Source organism: Archangium violaceum (assembly GCF_016887565.1).
GTDB classification, from domain to species: Bacteria; Myxococcota; Myxococcia; order Myxococcales; family Myxococcaceae; genus Archangium; species Archangium violaceum_B.
On record NZ_CP069396.1, the window covers coordinates 5,720,690 to 5,736,503 of the forward strand.

General features: G+C 68.0%; 13 protein-coding genes and 1 pseudogene. 4 read left to right on the forward strand and 10 right to left on the reverse strand.

Features of this window, described 5'->3' with window-relative positions:
* Positions 1 to 9 precede the first annotated feature (9 nt).
* A complete protein-coding gene (locus JRI60_RS23410) occupies positions 10 to 963 on the reverse strand; it encodes a VOC family protein (RefSeq protein WP_204228117.1) in 954 nt (317 codons plus the stop codon).
* 86 nt (positions 964 to 1,049) lie between these two features.
* Between JRI60_RS23410 and JRI60_RS23415 the strand changes: the two genes are divergently transcribed.
* Positions 1,050 to 1,970 (forward strand): LysR family transcriptional regulator, encoded by a 921-nt coding sequence (locus tag JRI60_RS23415; protein ID WP_204228118.1) that lies wholly within the window; start codon positions 1,050 to 1,052, stop codon positions 1,968 to 1,970.
* Between the two features lie 11 nt (positions 1,971 to 1,981).
* Here JRI60_RS23415 and JRI60_RS23420 read toward each other — a convergent pair whose 3' ends face one another.
* Positions 1,982 to 2,965, reverse strand: a complete 984-nt coding sequence (locus tag JRI60_RS23420) for a fumarylacetoacetate hydrolase family protein (RefSeq protein ID WP_204228119.1) — start codon at positions 2,963 to 2,965, stop codon at positions 1,982 to 1,984.
* Positions 2,966 to 3,141: 176 nt separating this feature from the next.
* On the opposite strand from JRI60_RS23420, the gene JRI60_RS23425 reads away from it, so the two are divergent.
* Entirely contained in the window at positions 3,142 to 3,933 is a 792-nt protein-coding gene (locus tag JRI60_RS23425; RefSeq protein WP_204228120.1) for a cyclase family protein, read from the forward strand.
* A 3-nt stretch (positions 3,934 to 3,936) separates the two neighbouring features.
* Here JRI60_RS23425 and JRI60_RS23430 read toward each other — a convergent pair whose 3' ends face one another.
* Positions 3,937 to 4,467 carry an SgcJ/EcaC family oxidoreductase gene (locus tag JRI60_RS23430; protein ID WP_430384393.1) on the reverse strand — a complete coding sequence of 177 codons (531 nt, stop codon included), beginning with the start codon at positions 4,465 to 4,467 and terminating at the stop codon, positions 3,937 to 3,939.
* Between the two features lie 262 nt (positions 4,468 to 4,729).
* On the opposite strand from JRI60_RS23430, the gene JRI60_RS23435 reads away from it, so the two are divergent.
* Entirely contained in the window at positions 4,730 to 6,124 is a 1,395-nt protein-coding gene (locus JRI60_RS23435; protein WP_204228121.1) for a trypsin-like serine protease, read from the forward strand.
* Between the two features lie 79 nt (positions 6,125 to 6,203).
* Here JRI60_RS23435 and JRI60_RS23440 read toward each other — a convergent pair whose 3' ends face one another.
* Both JRI60_RS23440 and JRI60_RS23445 read right to left on the reverse strand, forming a co-directional pair.
* On the reverse strand, positions 6,204 to 7,433 hold the full coding sequence (locus JRI60_RS23440; RefSeq protein WP_239470681.1) for an MFS transporter: 1,230 nt from the start codon (positions 7,431 to 7,433) through the stop codon (positions 6,204 to 6,206).
* 62 nt (positions 7,434 to 7,495) lie between these two features.
* Positions 7,496 to 8,728, reverse strand: a complete 1,233-nt coding sequence (locus JRI60_RS23445) for an MFS transporter (protein ID WP_204228122.1) — start codon at positions 8,726 to 8,728, stop codon at positions 7,496 to 7,498.
* A 46-nt stretch (positions 8,729 to 8,774) separates the two neighbouring features.
* Between JRI60_RS23445 and JRI60_RS23450 the strand changes: the two genes are divergently transcribed.
* A complete protein-coding gene (locus tag JRI60_RS23450) occupies positions 8,775 to 9,341 on the forward strand; it encodes a hypothetical protein (RefSeq protein ID WP_204228123.1) in 567 nt (188 codons plus the stop codon).
* 12 nt (positions 9,342 to 9,353) lie between these two features.
* On the opposite strand, the gene JRI60_RS23455 is transcribed toward JRI60_RS23450, so the two are convergent.
* The 5 genes and pseudogenes from JRI60_RS23455 to ppk1 form a co-directional block, all read right to left on the reverse strand.
* On the reverse strand, positions 9,354 to 11,150 hold the full coding sequence (locus tag JRI60_RS23455; RefSeq protein WP_204228124.1) for a tyrosinase family protein: 1,797 nt from the start codon (positions 11,148 to 11,150) through the stop codon (positions 9,354 to 9,356).
* A gap of 25 nt (positions 11,151 to 11,175) precedes the next feature.
* Complete coding sequence (locus JRI60_RS23460; RefSeq protein ID WP_204228125.1) at positions 11,176 to 11,877, reverse strand: YebC/PmpR family DNA-binding transcriptional regulator; 702 nt, start codon at positions 11,875 to 11,877, stop codon at positions 11,176 to 11,178.
* A gap of 455 nt (positions 11,878 to 12,332) precedes the next feature.
* Positions 12,333 to 12,471: pseudogene (locus tag JRI60_RS54960) on the reverse strand (type IV pilin protein); the annotation flags it as partial.
* A gap of 49 nt (positions 12,472 to 12,520) precedes the next feature.
* Positions 12,521 to 13,435: a hypothetical protein gene (locus JRI60_RS23470; protein WP_204228127.1), complete on the reverse strand. Its 915-nt coding sequence runs from the start codon at positions 13,433 to 13,435 to the stop codon at positions 12,521 to 12,523.
* A gap of 135 nt (positions 13,436 to 13,570) precedes the next feature.
* Complete coding sequence (gene ppk1, locus JRI60_RS23475; RefSeq protein WP_204228128.1) at positions 13,571 to 15,730, reverse strand: polyphosphate kinase 1; 2,160 nt, start codon at positions 15,728 to 15,730, stop codon at positions 13,571 to 13,573.
* Between the last annotated feature and the right edge of the window lie 84 nt (positions 15,731 to 15,814).

A 15,814-nucleotide genomic window follows, 5' to 3' on the forward strand; every position in this document is an offset into this window, starting at 1 on the left:
CTGGCGATGTCAGTGTTTACCGGGGGCGCCGGCTGGCGGCGGGCCGCCCGGGGCCCATTTTGTACGGTATTGGAACAGGAACAGCTGCGAGGCGTCAGCGCTCATCGGCGCCTCGCGTGCGGTCCAGGACAGGTCGTGCTGGTCCATGTCGGCGTCGTATTCGACGTGGCAGCCGAGCGGGCTGTTGAAGTACCAGAACCAGTTGGAGCCGAAGCGGTGCCGGCCCGGACCCCAGAACGACTGATAGCCCTTCTCGACGAAGCGGGTGCCGGCCAGCATCACCTCGGTCGGGCCGCCCATGTGGAAGGTGAAGTGCTCGATGCCCTTCATCTGCGGCGGGGTCTGGATCATGAACAGCGTGTGGTGGTCGGCCGTGCCGGCCGGACGCAGGAAGGGGCCCACGCCGGTGAAGCGGTCGGTGCAGGTGAAGCCGAGGCGCTTGACGTAGAAGGCCTCGGCCCTGGCGGCGTCGGGCACGAAATACACCACGTGCGACAACGTGCGCGGCAGCGCGGCGCGAGCCGGGTCCACGCCGAGCGCGTTCACGGGCCGCCGCGCGGCGCCGCCGGGTGCGTTGACGGTCTCGCCAGCCAGCGTCAGTGGTCGCCGCACGGTGACCTGGAAGGCCAGGGCGAAGCCCATGTCATCCACCGTGTGCAGGCGGCCATGGGCATCGCGGCGCACCTCGCGGTCACGGCCGAGCTCGGCGGCGATGAGATCCAGGGTGGCGCTGTCGGCCACACCGTAGACGGTCTCCCGCAGTTGGCTGGCGGTGCCCATCGCGGGCGGCAGACTAGGGTCGGCGTGGTGCTTGATGACGATGTGCGTACCGTCGAGGGCCTCGAAACGGCCGCCCTGCTCGTTCACGTCCACGCCACGCAGGCCGTAGTCCAGCAGGTACTGGCCGCAGGCGGCCACGTCGTCGACACCGAAGACCAGTGCGTCGGGTCCGATGATGTTCATGGGAAACTAACTAAGGATCCCGGAGGTATCGGAGAAGTCGTATTTTCCAATACGATGTATCGATCCCACCGATGCATGATGGGGCCATGCGGTTCCAGAACCTGGATTTGAACCTGCTGGTGGCGCTCGATGTCCTGCTCGAGGAGCGGAATGTCTCTCGGGCGGCGGCCCGGTTGCATTTGAGCCAATCGGCCATGAGCGGCGCGCTCGGGCGGTTGCGTGAGTTCTTCGGTGACGAGCTCCTGGTGCAGGTCGGGCGCCAGATGGTTCCGACGCCCCGGGCGGAGAGCCTCGCTCACAAGGTCCGGGACATCTTGTTGCGCATCCAATCCGCGGTCGAGACGAAGCCCAGCTTCGACCCGGCGTCGGCCCAGCGCACCTTCAGGATCGTCACGTCCGATTACATCACGGAGGTGTTGCTCGCGGACGTGGTGCGCCGGCTCAAGCGCGTGGCGCCAGGAATTTCGCTGGAGCTCACTCCCCCTGGAACCGCCACGGGCGAGGCCCTCCATCGGGGGGAGCTCGATTTCATCATCACGCCAGACACACACCTCCTGGACCTCCATCCCAGGGAAGTCCTCTTCGAGGAGACCTACTGCTGCGTCGTCTGGACCGGCAATGCCCGGGTCGGCGATACCCTCTCACTGGAGCAATATCTGGAGTTGGGGCATATCGGCGTCAATCTCAGCCGACAGGCACCGTCCGCCGAACAGGGCTTCCTGGAGCGGTTCGGGCACGAGCGCCGGGTCGAGGTGACCGTCCCCAGCTTCTGCACCGTGCCCCACCTGCTCGTTGGCACGGACCTGGTCGCGACGATGCATTCCCGGCTGGCCAGGCTCTATGCGCGATTCCTGCCGCTCCGCATCCTGCCGCTGCCGATCGAATTTCCCCCCCTGGTCGAGATGGTTCAGTGGAGCAGTTACTTCGAGGGCGACCCGGGCCTGACCTGGATGCGCGAGCTCTTCCAATCGTGTGTGGCCGAGCAGGAATCCCGCCAGGGCTCCTGAAACCTTCCTGCTCAGGACCGCGCGGAGACCACCTTCTGGTCGATCGCGCCAAAGACACTGTGGCCGTCGGCGTCGAGGGCCTCCATGTGCACGGTGTCACCGAAGCGCATGAAACCGGAGAGGGGCTTCCCGTGCGCGAGCGTCTCGAGCGCCCGGCGCTCCGCGATGCAGGCGGAGCCGGCGCTGGGATCGGCGTTCGAGACCGTCCCCGAGCCAATCACCGTCCCGGCGCGAAGCCTGCGGGTCAACGCCGCATGAGCGATGAGCTGGTGGAAGCTGAAGTTCATCTCCCCGCCATGGGGGTGCCCGAACCACTCGCCATTCCAACGCACGTGCAGAGGCAGGTGCACGCGTCCATCCCGCCAGGCGGCCCCGAGCTCATCGGGCGTGACGGCGACGGGAGCGAAGCTGGACGAGGGCTTGGCCTGGAGGAAGCCGAAACCCCTCTTCATCTCGGCGGGAGCGAAGGCGCGGAGGCTGACATCGTTCACCTGGAGCAACAGCTTGATGTGACCCGAGGCCTGTTCGGCCGTGCAGCCCATGGGCACATCGTCCACCAGGATGGCGAACTCGCCCTCGAAGTCGATGCCGTGGGCCTCGCTCGGAAGCGGGACATCGGCCCGGGGCCCGAGGAAGTCGTCCGACGCCCCCTGGTACATCAAGGGGACGGTCTCGAAGTCGGGGACGGGGGCGATGCCGAAGGCCTTCTCCATGAGCCGGCCATGGTTCAGGAAGGCGGAGCCGTCGCACCATTGATAGGCCCGGGGCAGGGGGGCCATCGCGGCGGCCGGGTCGAAGTCGAACGCGTCGGGCGCGGTCCCGGCGTTCAGCGCGTCGTAGAGCGCGCGCAGGGAGGGTTCGACCTCCGCCCAGTTCTCGATGGCATCCTGCATCGTGGACACGATGGGACGAGCGCGCACCGCCCGGCGCAGGTCGCGTGAAACCACGACCAGCATCCCGTCCCGGGTTCCATTCTCGAGCGTTCCCAGCTTCATGACGGATATCCATAGACCGTCGCCAGGAGTCCGAGAAGCCGGTTGTATCGATGCCACCCATCGGTGCCGCCGATGCCTGGTATCGCGAGAACCGCGTTCCGTCGCGCCCCGGAAGTGCGTGATCCTCCAGGCCAGACACGGCTCGGGAGCGAGCCACGGGCAAGAAAGGCCAGGACATGAACACCCAGGGGCTGCGCTTCGTCGATCTCTCCGTCACGCTCGAGAACAGTGACTACACGGACCCGCCCTCGCTCCTGCCGCACCTCGAGTATTCGAATCACGCGGAGGGGGCGTTGGAGATGGCCGCGATGTTCCCGGGCCTCACCCCCAACCAACTGCCGGAGCGCGAGGGTTGGGCGGGCGAGCGGATGAAGCTCACCGCGCACAATGGCACGCACATGGATGCGCCCTGGCACTACGCCTCGACCACGGACGGCGGCAAGCCGGCCTATGGGATCGAAGCGCTGCCACTCGACTGGTGTTTCCGCCCGGGGGTGAAGCTCGACTTCCGCGACAGGCCCAATGGCCATGTCGTCACGGCCGCCGAGGTCGAGGCGGAGCTGAAGCGCATCGGCCATTCGCTCCAGCCCTTCGACATCGTGCTCGTGAACACCTCCGCGGCCGAGCTCTACGGCAAGCCCGGCTATCTGGACGCCGGTTGCGGCATGGGTCGCGAGGCAACCCTCTACCTGCTGGAGCGAGGCGTCCGTGTGGTGGGCACGGACGCCTGGAGCTGGGATGCGCCCTTCAAGTACACGCGGGAGCGGTTCGCGAAGACCGGCGACGCGTCGATCATCTGGGAAGGCCACAAGGCCGGCCGCGACATCGGCTACGGCCAGATGGAGAAGCTCACCAACCTCCACCTGCTACCGCCCTTCGGCTACACGGTCGCGTGTTTCCCCTACAAGATCAAGAATGGCTCGGCGGGCTTCACGCGCGCGGTCGCCATCTTCAGCGGACAGGGCTGAAGTTCACTGGGGCCGTGAGGTACCGGGAGCGGGCGTGGGCTTCACGTCCGTGTTCTGGCCCGCGACGATCTCCCACCGCTTGCCGTTCTTCTTCATCACGTAGCGCATGCGGGTCTTCAGCACGCCGGCCTCCGTGGGCTGTACTCCGGGGGGCAAACCGGCATACCCGGTCACCACGTGCTCCATGTCCGTCACCGCCACGTCGCCACCGAGGAAGTGCACCCGCGTCACCGTCACCTCGGTCCGGCTGCCCTTGAAGAGGGTGTCGAAGACGAAGGCGTGCCGTGTCTGGATCTCCGTTCGTCCCTTGAAGACCGTTCCGACGATGTTGATGAACTCGGCATCCGGGGCGAAGTCCTTGCTCCACGCGGTCGCGTCCGAGCGGTTCCAGGCCTCGGCCTGATCCGCCACCAGCTTGCGGATGGCGGCCTCGTCCGTGCCTCGTGCCTTGGCCGAATCAGCCATGGCCGGCGGTGTGAGCAGGAACGTCAGGGCCACGGCCGCGGTCGTCATGAGTTGGAAGAAGGTTTTCATGTGGAATCTCCTGGATGAAACGGGGCTCTGGTTGGAGTCAGGCCCAGCATACCGGCTGCCACTCCCGGATCGTGAATGACCTCGCCGTGGGATTCGGGTGGGGCTCCTTTCCGAGGTCCTCCCGAGGGTGTCCAAAAATCAAGTTTTACTTAGATGGCGGTTCTGTACTATTACCAGGAGACTACCCGTTTCCTGGCGGCGAGTTCTCGCACCAGGAGGGGTTTTTCAGGCATTTGCAATCATTCTTGGGAGAGGGGCGCATATGAATTTGAAGCTCGTGAATTGGTCGTCGGCGTTGTGCGTTTTGCTTGGAGCCTGCACCGGCGTGGACGGCCAGCCGGAGGAGGACGTTCGTGCGTTGCCGCGGGAGATCATCAACGGCACGCCGACCCCCGCCGAGAACAGTGGCTTTGTCCTTGTCAGCAGCAGCGCGGGCTCCTGTAGCGGCACGCTCATCACCAACCAGTGGGTCCTCACCGCCAAACATTGCGGTGTGACGGTGGGCAGCTCGGTGTGGATGGGATCGCAGTTCAGCGGTGTGAATCATGTGGTCGACCACCCGACCCGCGATGTCACCATTGCTCACCTGCAGAGCCCGATGCTCATGAATGGTTCGACTACCGCGTACGTCAGGCCGCTGCGTACCACGCCTCTCTCTGTTGGTGAGACGGCGCAGTGCTATGGCTATGGCCTGAATACCTTCGACAGTGGTTCTGGCACGTTGCGCACGGCCACCTTGCGCGTTGGCAGCGTTTCGGAGACCGAGTACGTCTTCGACCGCAACGAATCAGGCCAGGTGCAGTGGAAGGGCGACTCCGGTGGTACTTGCATCGATGGCTCGGGGAGGGCTGTCAGCGTCGCGTCCTACTGCTGGTACAATGGGACCTCCCGTGAGGTGTATTCCTGTGCCGTGGTGCGCTCGGATGTTGTCAATGACTGGGTGAAGCAGTGGATGGATTCCGGCGTCATCGCCACCGTCTACTCCGGGGACAACTTCAGTGGTACCGCGGTGGCGATTCGCTTCCAGGGCACGTATGCGATGGACAGCGCGTGCGGCCCGGCGCTGGGATTGGGGTCTGACCATGTGTTGGGTTTCCGTCCCCGCTCCATCCAACTGGCTGACGGCTATCAGGTGAAGATCCAGGGCTGGCACGCCAATCCCGGAGATACCCACTGCGCTGGACCCAGCTACTCGCAGGTTCCGATCACTTGCACCAACTCGAAGAACCTCTATGACGCGGGGTGTCTGAGCGGTTGGGTGTACGACAATGTCGGTGGTGCCGTGATCGTCGAGAAGGTGCCGACTCCGCGGACGGACTCCGGCGTCATCGCCACCGTCTACTCCGGGGACAATTTCAGTGGCAAGGCGGTGGCGATTCGTTCCCTGGGCAAGTATGCGATGGACAGCTGGTGCGGCCCGGTACTGGGCTTGGGGTCCGACCATGTGTTGGGCTTCCGTCCCCGCTCCATCCTGCTGGCCGGTGGCCGGCAGGCGAAGATCCAGGGCTGGCACGCCAATCCCGGAGATACCCACTGCGCTGGACCCAGCTACTCGCTGGTTCCGTCCACCTGCGTGAACTCGAAGAACCTCTATGACGCGGGTTGCCTGAGCGGCTGGGTATACGACAACGTTGGCGGCGCGGTGCTCGTCGAGTAAGGCGATGGGGCCTGAAAATACCAAGGCCGGAAACCAGACTCGCCCAGGGGCCCGCGGGCATCTCCGTTGAGCGGGCCGTCTAGGACTTCGTCGCGGGCTTCGGGTGGGGTTCCCTTCCGAGGCCCTCCCGATTCAGCAGCGAGGCGAGCAGCGCCGCCACGAACGCGGCGATCGCCCCGGCGGCGAAGGGCACGCTGGGGCCCAGGGACGAATAGAGCGCGCCGCTGGCCACCGGTCCCACGGTTCGCGCGAGCCCTCCCGAGGACTGGGCCAGGCCCAGCGTCACGCCCAGGTAGGAAGGGTTCGCCGCCTGGGAGGCGAGGCTCGAGAGGAGGGGCTGGATGAAGCCCATCCCCATGCCGACCAGCACCACGGCGCCGATCAGCGGAAGGGGTGCACTGGCGAGGCTCACCCCCAGCATGCCGGCGCACAGGAGCAGCGTGCCGAGCACCAGCAGGCGTACCTCGCCCACCGCTCTCGACAGTGGACCGATGAGCACGCCCTGGATGATGAACCCCAGCCCGCCCATCAGCGCGAAGACGTAACCCACCTCCTTCGAGCTCCAGCCGAGGCGCGTCTGCACGAGCAGGGCGAGGGCCACCTGGTATGTCGTCATGGTGAGGAAGACGAGGAAGTAGAGCAGCAGCACGAGTGTCAGCGCGCGTGGCCGGGGCGTCTCCCGGAGCGCGGTGAAGCGCGACGCCGACTTCGGGGTGGAGTGGGCCTCGGCCCGGTGCGTCTCGGGCATGAAGAACAGGACGCCGAGCGCGCCCAGCAGCGCGAGCACTCCGGCCGCCAGTGGGGGGAACCACGCGCCCCATTCCGCGAGCAGTCCGCCGAACAGGGGGCCCAGGACGAGCCCCAATCCGATTCCGGCTCCGAGCCGGCCCATGGCCCGCGCGCGGGTCTCGGGGGTGGAGAGGTCCGCGAGGGCGGCCTGACACGCCGCGAGGTTGCCCGAGGTGGCGCCAGCGAGGATGCGCGAGAGGAACAGGAGCGGCAGCAGGTGCTGATGACTGGCGAGGGCGAACAATCCCATCGCGAGCGCGTTGGCCACGAGGCTGAGCAGGATGACGGGCCGGCGGCCGTACCGGTCCGAGTATTTGCCGAGCAGGGGCGTGGCGAGCAGTTGCGTGAAGGAGAAGCACCCGAGGAGCACGCCCACCGTGCGCGCCGAGCCGCCCATCGACTGGACGTAGAGGGGCAGCATCGGGATGACGATGCCGAATCCCACCAGGTCGAGGAACACCGTGAAGAAGACGAGTACCTCGACGCGGCGCAGCAGCCGTGATCGCTCCATTGCTTGCATGACAGCTCCCAGCGAGACCCGTCCACCTAAGCATGGGGCGCGCGGTTCCTGGAGCGTTTCCGTTATTGCCCGGCCGCGTCATCGGAGGATTCTGGCGCGGCGGCCAGGTGGCGCTCCTCGATGCGGGAGCCCGCCGCGAACGCGATCAACCCCATGCCGAGGATGGCCATGGTCCACGACAGCGACCACTCGGCGAGCAGGCCGATGAGGGGGTTGATCACCACGATCGCCAGGGTCCGCACCATCGAGACGAAGGAGAGCACCGTGGCCCGCTGGTCGGACGGGATGTGGTGATTGATGTAGGCGCTGAAGAGGGGGATGCGCGGCAGGCTGAAGGTGAAGCCCAGGATGATCCCCGCGATGACGAGCGGGGTCCACCGCGTGGCCCCGAGCACCAGGAAGCTTACCCCGGCGAGGACGGTGGCCCCGAGCAGCAGCCGCCGCATCGAGCCGATCCACCGCTCGATTCGCGCCACGTTGCCGAGGAAGGCGATCTGCCCGATGCAGGAGAGGGCATGCACCACGCCGAAGAAGCGGAGGGGCACCCCACTGCGCTCGAGCAGCGGCTGGAACAGCCAGATGAGCCCCCAGGCCAGCGCGTTGGTCAGGGCGAGCTCGATGGCGAGCAGCCGGACGACCTTGTGACCGAGGAAGTACCGTCCTCCCTGGGTGAGGATCCGCACGTAGCCCGTCCGGGTCGGCTGCTGCTGGACGGACGTGGGCGGCTCGCGCAGGGTGAGCGCGAGCAGGAAGGCGAGGGCGGCGGGGAGGACATAGGCCCGCATGGGAGCGCTCAGGCCGTAGGCGCTCGCGATGAAGCCTCCGATGAGTGTCGCGGTGATGATGCCGCCGAGCTTGAAGGCCTCCATGCGGCCGAGGACGTGCGCCGCCCGCTCCGTGTGCCCGGTGGCCTTGAGACTGTCATAGGCGAGCGCCTCGTCCGCGCCGGAGTGGAGCGTGTAGGCGATGGCGAAGACGGCCTCGGCGGCCATGAACACGGGGAAGGCGGGCCGGGACACGTAGAGCAGCGCGGCGCCGATGCCCACCAGGCTGCCCAGCGCGAGCGACACCTTGCGGCCGAGGTAGTCCGCCACCGTGCCCGTGGGGACCTCGAAGAGGAAGTTGCAGAGGAAGAACCAGGCGTTGAGGTACAGCACCTGCGCCAGGGAGATGCCGCCCCAGTCCGTGAAGAACGGCACGAGGACCGCGGAGAAGAACTGCATGTAGAACAGCAGCCGGATGGCCTGGAGCTTCCAGATGTTGGAGCCCAGGCGAGCGTCCGAGTCGGTCGACATGGGCGCGCATTCTGCACCCGACCAGAGTTGGTGGCACCATGGACGCATGATTCGAATGCTGTTGCCGCTGTGGCTGTCCCTCTCGCTCGTCGCCTGTGCCCGGTCCACCGCCGCCCAGCGCGGCGACGCGCCGGTGAACATGGAGCTCAAGTCCTCGTTGTCGGTGCTGCTCGACCACCGGAGCGAGCTGGCCCTCGACGACGACCAGGTGAAGCGGTTCGGGGAGATGGATCTCACCCTGCACGAGAAGAACGTGCTGCTCCAGCAGCGGCTCGAGGAGCTACGCGCCCAGCACAAGGCGGCCGAGAAGGCCTGGCATGGGGGCTACAAGGGCGGCGGCACGCATGACATCTATGGCGGAAAGGGTGGAAGCTCGACCGCGCCCGGCGAGGCCGAGGACCAGCAACGGCGCGCGAGGAGCCAGCGGCTGGAGCAGATGCAGTCCACGTTGCGCGAGATGCAGGACAACGACACGCGGGCCTATCTCGAGGCGGAGAAGCTGCTGCGCGAGGAGCAGAAGCCCCGGGCCCGCGAGCTCTTCTCCCAGGAGCGCGAGAAGCTGTTCGAGCGGGTCGAGGCGATGATCCTTCAGGTCCGGCGCAAGGGCTTCTGAGCCGGAGCCCCTTCAGGACGAGACGTGGTGGAGCCACAGGTTGCGCGTCGCGACCTGGGGCCGCGCGGTGAGGTCCGCGATGCGCTGTCCCGGAGGGAAGGGCCGGTTGAACGGGTAGCCCAGCTCGAGGTCCAGCTCCCCGTCGGTGAGCATCACCATCAGCCGCACGAGCAGGCCCTCGTGCCGGCCGCGTGGCAGCAGCAGGTGGGCGGGCCAGCCGCGCTCGTGCACCACCGAGGACAGCCGCGTGGGCCGGTGGATGACCTCCCGCCGCGAGGGCCCCAGCGTGTGGACGAACGTGTCCAGCTCCATCCACATCCGGCGATCCTCGGCGAACGCGTCCGCCGCGAGGTAGATGCGCACCGTCACCTTCTGCTCGCGAGGCAGCGGGTTCTCCACCCGGAAGAAATAGTGGAAGGGGTCGTGGTCGAGGTGCGGCTTGAGGATCTCCCGTCCGTCCGGGAGCCGCACCGGGTGCTGTGCCATGTGGGTGCGCAGCGTGTGCGTCGTCACGGAGAAGGCCGGAGGAGGGCTGTCCCAGTTGTCGCCGCCGAACAGGGCCTCGCCCCAGCGCTGCCCGTCGAAGTCCGGTGACGCGGCCCCGGGGATGTCCCGGTGCATGCACAGGAGGATGTCCGGGCTCTGGTGCGCCGGAGCCGTTCCGTCGCCGAGCCACTTGCGCATCCGCACCTGGGGCGTGTCGGACGGCTCGTGCGGCGGCAGGTGGGCGCTCTGCCAGGCATCGAAGATGTCGTTCACGTGGCGGTGCCAGCGGTAGAAGAGCGGATCCCTCGCCGCGGTGGCCGGGGAGGCCATGACACCGGGAAGGCCCGTCCTGTCCCGGGGGCCCGTCAGACACGCGAGCAGCACGTGCCCCAGGTGGTGGTGCGAGCCGTAGGGGCCGAGCGGATCCGCCCAGGCCTCGCCATCCACGGAGCCCCTGTTGGACTCGGCCGTGTCGGCGAGCTGCTCGAGGCTGTCGAGGAGGATGGGCGAGTCCCCGTGCCACAGCAGCCCCGAGGAGGCCGCGGTGAAGAGCCGGTCGCGGCGCGTGGCGTGGTCCGTGATGTCGTAGCCGGGAAGCCCCCTCGGGCTCAGGCCGGCGGGCCGGGGCGCGAAGCCCGGGAGCTGGGGGTCATAGCCCTCGTTGATGGGCGAGGCGTAGTCGCTCAGGGGCACGACGCGGGGCATGCCGAACGCCAGCCGCTCCGTGTCGTAACGGGCCAGCAGCTGCTGGTGCGTGTACCAGAACTGCTCTCCGCGCCGGTCCTGGAGGAGGCGCCGCTGGGGCCGCGCGGGGTCCGGGTATCCAGCCGCCGGGTAGTGCGCGTGCCACGTGTCGATGTGGTCGTTGAGCCCGGTGTCCTCGCGGAAGTAGTCGAGCCAGACCTCCGCGCCCGGGGTTCCAGGGTTTCCCTTCCGGGGCAGCTCCGGGCGTTGCGAGGGGACCACCAGGTGCGGAGCGCGCTCCACCAGGGGAGGCACGGACAGCGCGCGGCCCTCGGGGTGGTGGGCGATGAAGACGCGCAGCGCGTACTTCACCCATTCGGCGTCTCCGTGACTCGCCCGCTGCTCGGCCTCGTCGAGCACCGCCGCCAGTCCCGCCTCTCCGGGCCGTGCGTTGGCCAGCTCCATGAACCGGGCCGCCAGGGACACCGCCTGCTCCTGGTGGGAAGGCAGGAAGGGGAGGAATCGCTGGCCGGGGGAGGGGGGCGCCAGCGGCGCGAGCTCCCCTCGGGGGGTCATCGGCAGCGGAGGAAGAGGGGACTCCCGACACAGCAGGGCCCGGGCCCGAGCGTGCAGCTCCACCATCAACCTCCTCTGGCCACGGGCCTCACTTCAGGCCGACGTAGATGTTCTGGACGTCGTCGTCCTCGTCCATCGCCTCGAGGAACGACTCGACCTCGCTCCGCGCCTCGCCCTCGAGGTGCACCGGGTTCTTGGCGATCCACGCGAGGTTCTGCGAGCCCACCGTCCAGCCCATGCCCGTCAGGGCCCGGCTCACCGTGTCCAGGTCCGTCGCGGCGGTGAGGAAGCGGGTGGCGCCCTCCTCGGCGGCCTCCAGATCCTGCGCGCCCGCCTCGATGGCGGCGGCCTCGGCATCGGCACCACCCTCGGGAGGCGTGGCCTCGATGACGCCCAGGCGGTTGAAGTCCCACGACACCGCGCCGCTGGTGGCGATCTGCCCCTTGCGGAAGAGCACCCGGATGTTGGTGGCGGTGCGGTTCTTGTTCTCGGTGAGGCACTCGACGATGACCGGCACCTGGTGCGGGGCGAAGCCCTCGTAGGTGACGACCTCGTAGTTCACCGGCTCATCCAGCAGCCCGGCGCCCTTCTTGATGGCGCGATCGAGCGTGTCGCGCGGCATCGACGCCTTCTTCGCCTGCTCGACGGCCATGCGCAGCCGCGGGTTGGTGGCCGGATCGGCCCCGCCCGCCTTGGCGGCCACGATGAGTTCCTTGACCAGCTTGGTGAAGAGCCGGCCCTTCGCGGCCGCATGCTCGGTGCGGCCCTTGTGTTTCCACTGCGCGCCCATGGTGTGCGCTCCTATCTCATTCAGCGTCCGGGTTCACACGATTTCGACCGGGCGCGGGGCCCGTCAGCCGGGCCCCGGGAGGAGCGGCCGGGCGGTTCAGAACGTCTGGTCGTCGTTCACGACTTCCGAGTCCCACTGCCACATGCCGTCGCGCAGCTTGTACCGGACGGTCCGCACGTTCAGCACCCGGTCATGATCCAGGTCGCTCTTGGCGGTCACCTCCAGCACGTCGTCCGCCGGCTTGGTGACGTCGTAGGTGTAGTAGAGCAGTCCGTCCGGCTGCCAGCCCAGCACCGACCACCCGGGCAGAGTCTTGTCGAAGGGCTTCTTGACGCCGTAGTCCGTGCCCGCGGGGTTCTGCGCCAGGCTCGTCGCTCCACCCGGCAGGGCGTTGTGGACCGACCAGTACTCGGACACCGTGCGCATGAGCGAGGTGATCATCGCGTCCCGCTCGGCCCGCTTCGTGCGCAGCTGGAAGCTCTGCATCTGTGGAATGGCCACGGAGGCCAGCAGGCCGATGATGGCGACGACGATCATCAGCTCGATCAGGGTGAAACCCCGGTGCTTGCGTCGGTGGAGCGTCAGGTGAGCCATGACATACCCCCTTGAAGGGTAGAGGAAGCGGTGAGGAGGAGCGGGTGGGCTAGGGGCTGCCGTTGCCAGCGGTGACCGGAGCTTTCTGCGCGGGGCCGATGAGCCAGGTCCCCGGATCCAGCTCCTTCACCTCCAGGCCCTTGGCCTTCTGCTGATCGAGCCACGCCCGCAGCTCCGGAGAGGCCGGGCCCACGAGCGTCGAGCGCACCACCTGGGTGCCGGTCTTGGCATCGGTGGTGATGAGGGTGTTGTTCGGCGCGCCGGCGTGGTTGGACGGCTTGCTGCTGGGCGTGCTGGAGAGGTGGTACGCGCCCACCGCGAGCGCCACCACGACCAGGGCGGCGATCTGGAGGAGCTGCACCTTCTTCCTGCGTCCGGCCTGCTCCGGATTCTCCGTGTCGAACGACATCTTGCCGGTGGCGGCGGGTCTGTGGTGCGCCACGGGCGCGGGGGCGGGGGCCGCCGGCTGGTTCGACGCCGCCTTCACGTCGCTGGAGAAGTCGACGGCTTCCTGGGTGAGCGTCTCCCAGGTGCGATCGATGGCGAGCCCCAGCTCCGGCGTGGCGGGGTTCGCCGCCCGGAGCGTCTCCAGGGAGTGGTCCACCTCGGCCAGCAGCGCGTTGAGCGCCTCGGCGTCCACCTTGCCCCCGGCCGTCAGCAGCAGATCCCTCGCCGCGGCCAGGCGCCAGCGCGCCACGAGCGCCTCGCGCAACGCATCGGCCTGCCCATCCACCAGCAGGGCCTCGCGCTCGGGCTGGGTGAGCTTCTCCAGGAGCTTGCGCGCCCCGGGCAGCGACACCGCCAACGACAGCCTGCCGCGCAGCACCTCCAGGGCCTGGGCCTGCGAGGGCACGTTGCCGGGCCAGGTCGCGGGTTGCTCCAGCTTCCGGGGAGCGGGGGCCTGCGCGGCGACCGCGTTCTCATCCGAGGTCGAGGGGAGTTGGGAATCCTGATCGTTTGCCATGGGCCACGCGGGTTGACGGGTGTCCTCATCATCCGATCTGTGGGGGGCTCAATACAATCGACTCTCGGAGAGCGCCGTCCACGTGGATGTTTGCAGGAGCAATGAAGAGAGGATTTACCCGGGAAGACGAAAGAATCAGGGCAGGGGACGGCCGCTGGTGGCCTGGGCCATGCGCACAGCACGCTCCATCATCTCACCCTGGGCCCAGCGTCTCTCACCTTCGGGGACGCGCCGCTTCCACGTGCCGCCCGCGTCGAGCACCCAGGCGTGGGTGTTGTCCGCGAGGCAGCGGTCGAGCAGCTCCCTGACCTGGGCGAGTAGCTGGGGCTCCTCCACCGGGGCGAGGGCTTCCACGCGGTGGTCCAGGTTGCGCGGCATGATGTCCGCCGAGCCGATGTAGCAGCGCGTCTCGCCCGCGCGCTCGAAGAGGTAGATGCGCGAGTGCTCGAGGAAGCGGCCGAGCGTGGAGACGACGCGGATGTTCTCCGAGACGCCGGGGACGTTGGGGCGCAGGCAGCAGATGCCGCGCACGTTGAGGTCCACCTTCACCCCGGCGCGCGAGGCGTCGTAGAGGGCGCGGATCATCGCCGGGTCCACCAGCGCGTTCATCTTCATCTGGATGCGCGCGGGGCGCTCGGCCGAGTGGGCGGCGAGCGTGCGGCGGATCTCCTCCAGCAGGCCCTCGCGCATGTTGATGGGGGCCACCAGCAGCTTGCGGAAGGACTTGGGGCGGGCGAAGCCGGTGAGGAAGTTGAAGAGGTCCGCCACGTCCGCGCCGATGTCCGGGTCCGTGGTGAAGAGGCCGAGGTCCGTGTAGAGCCGGGCCGTCTTCGGGTTGTAGTTGCCGGTGCCCACGTGGACGTAGTGGCGCACCCGCTCGCCCTCGCGGCGGACGATGAGGATGGCCTTGGCGTGCGTCTTGAGCCCGGGGATGCCATAGACGACGTGCACCCCCGCCTCCTCCAGCGCGAGCGCCCAGTGGATGTTGGTGCGCTCGTCGAAGCGGGCCTTGAGCTCCACCATGCACACGGCCTGCTTGCCGCGCTCGGTGGCGCGGATGAGCGCGGGCACCAGTGGGGACTTGTCCGACGTGCGGTAGACGGTCTGCTTGATGGCGAGCACGTCCGGGTCCTCCACCGCCTCCGCGACGAAGCGCTCCACCGACGTGGTGAAGGACTCATAGGGGTGGTGGACGAGCAGGTCGCCCCGGCGCATGGCCGACATCACCGTGCCGACCTCTCCGCCATCCCCCTCGGCCTTCAGGCGGGGCTGGGTGACGGGCGTCCAGGGTGGATCCCTCAGCTCGGCGAAGCCCGGCGTGGACACCACGGCCATGAGGTCCGCGAGATCCAACAGGCCCTGCTCCTCGTAGATCTGCCGCGGCTCCAGCCCGAGCGCTTCCACCAGGGGCTCGAGCATCTTGGGGTTCATCCCCGCCTGCACCTCCAGGCGGATGACGTCCCCGAAGCGGCGCTGGCGCAGCTCGGTCTGCACGGCCACCAGCAGATCCTCCGCGTCCTCGGAGACGGTGAAGTCCGCGTCCCGGGTGACGCGGAACAGCCCATGGTCGAGCACCTCCATCCCGGGGAACAGGGCGCCCAGGTGGTGGGCGATGATGTCCTCGAGCGGGATGAAGGAGGTGCCCCCCTTGAGCGGGACGAAGCGCGGCAGCAGCTCCTTGGGCACCTTCACCCGCGCCACGTTCTCCATCTCCGTCACCGGATCCCGCAGCAGCACCGCCAGGCTGAGGGAGAGGTTGGAGATGTAGGGGAAGTGCCTTCCCAGGCCGATGGCCAGTGGGGTGAGCACGGGGAAGATCTGCTCGCGGAAGCGCTGATCCACCAGCGCGCGCGCCTCCGTGTCGAGCTCCTTCATGGAGAGGATGCGCAGGCCCTTGTCGGCCAGGGCGGGGCGGAGCTGGCGCTCGAAGCAGTCGCTGTGGCGCCGGCCCTGCTCGAGGATGCACTCGTGCAGCTTGTCCAGGGTGTTGCCCGGGGTGGCTCCGTCCGGCACCAGCCGGGCCACGCGGCCGCGCACCTGCTCGTGCAGGCGCGCCACGCGGATCATGAAGAACTCATCGAGGTTGCGGGCGTAGATGGCGCAGAACTTCACGCGCTCCATCAGCGGCACCGACGCATCCTCGCCGAGCTGGAGCACCCGGTTGTTGAAGGCGAGCCAGGACAGCTCCCGGTTGAAGAACAGGTCGCTGTCCGGCACGTCCGTCCCGGGCGGGATGACATCCCGCTCCATGGGTTTGCTGGGGTTGTTCCGGCTGGAGGATGCGCGCTTGGGCATATCCGCTCTCTTGGTGATGGGGGAGCGGTGTAGCAAGACGAGCCCGGGGGCTGTGTGAAACTTTGGAGAGAAGCCCCATCACCC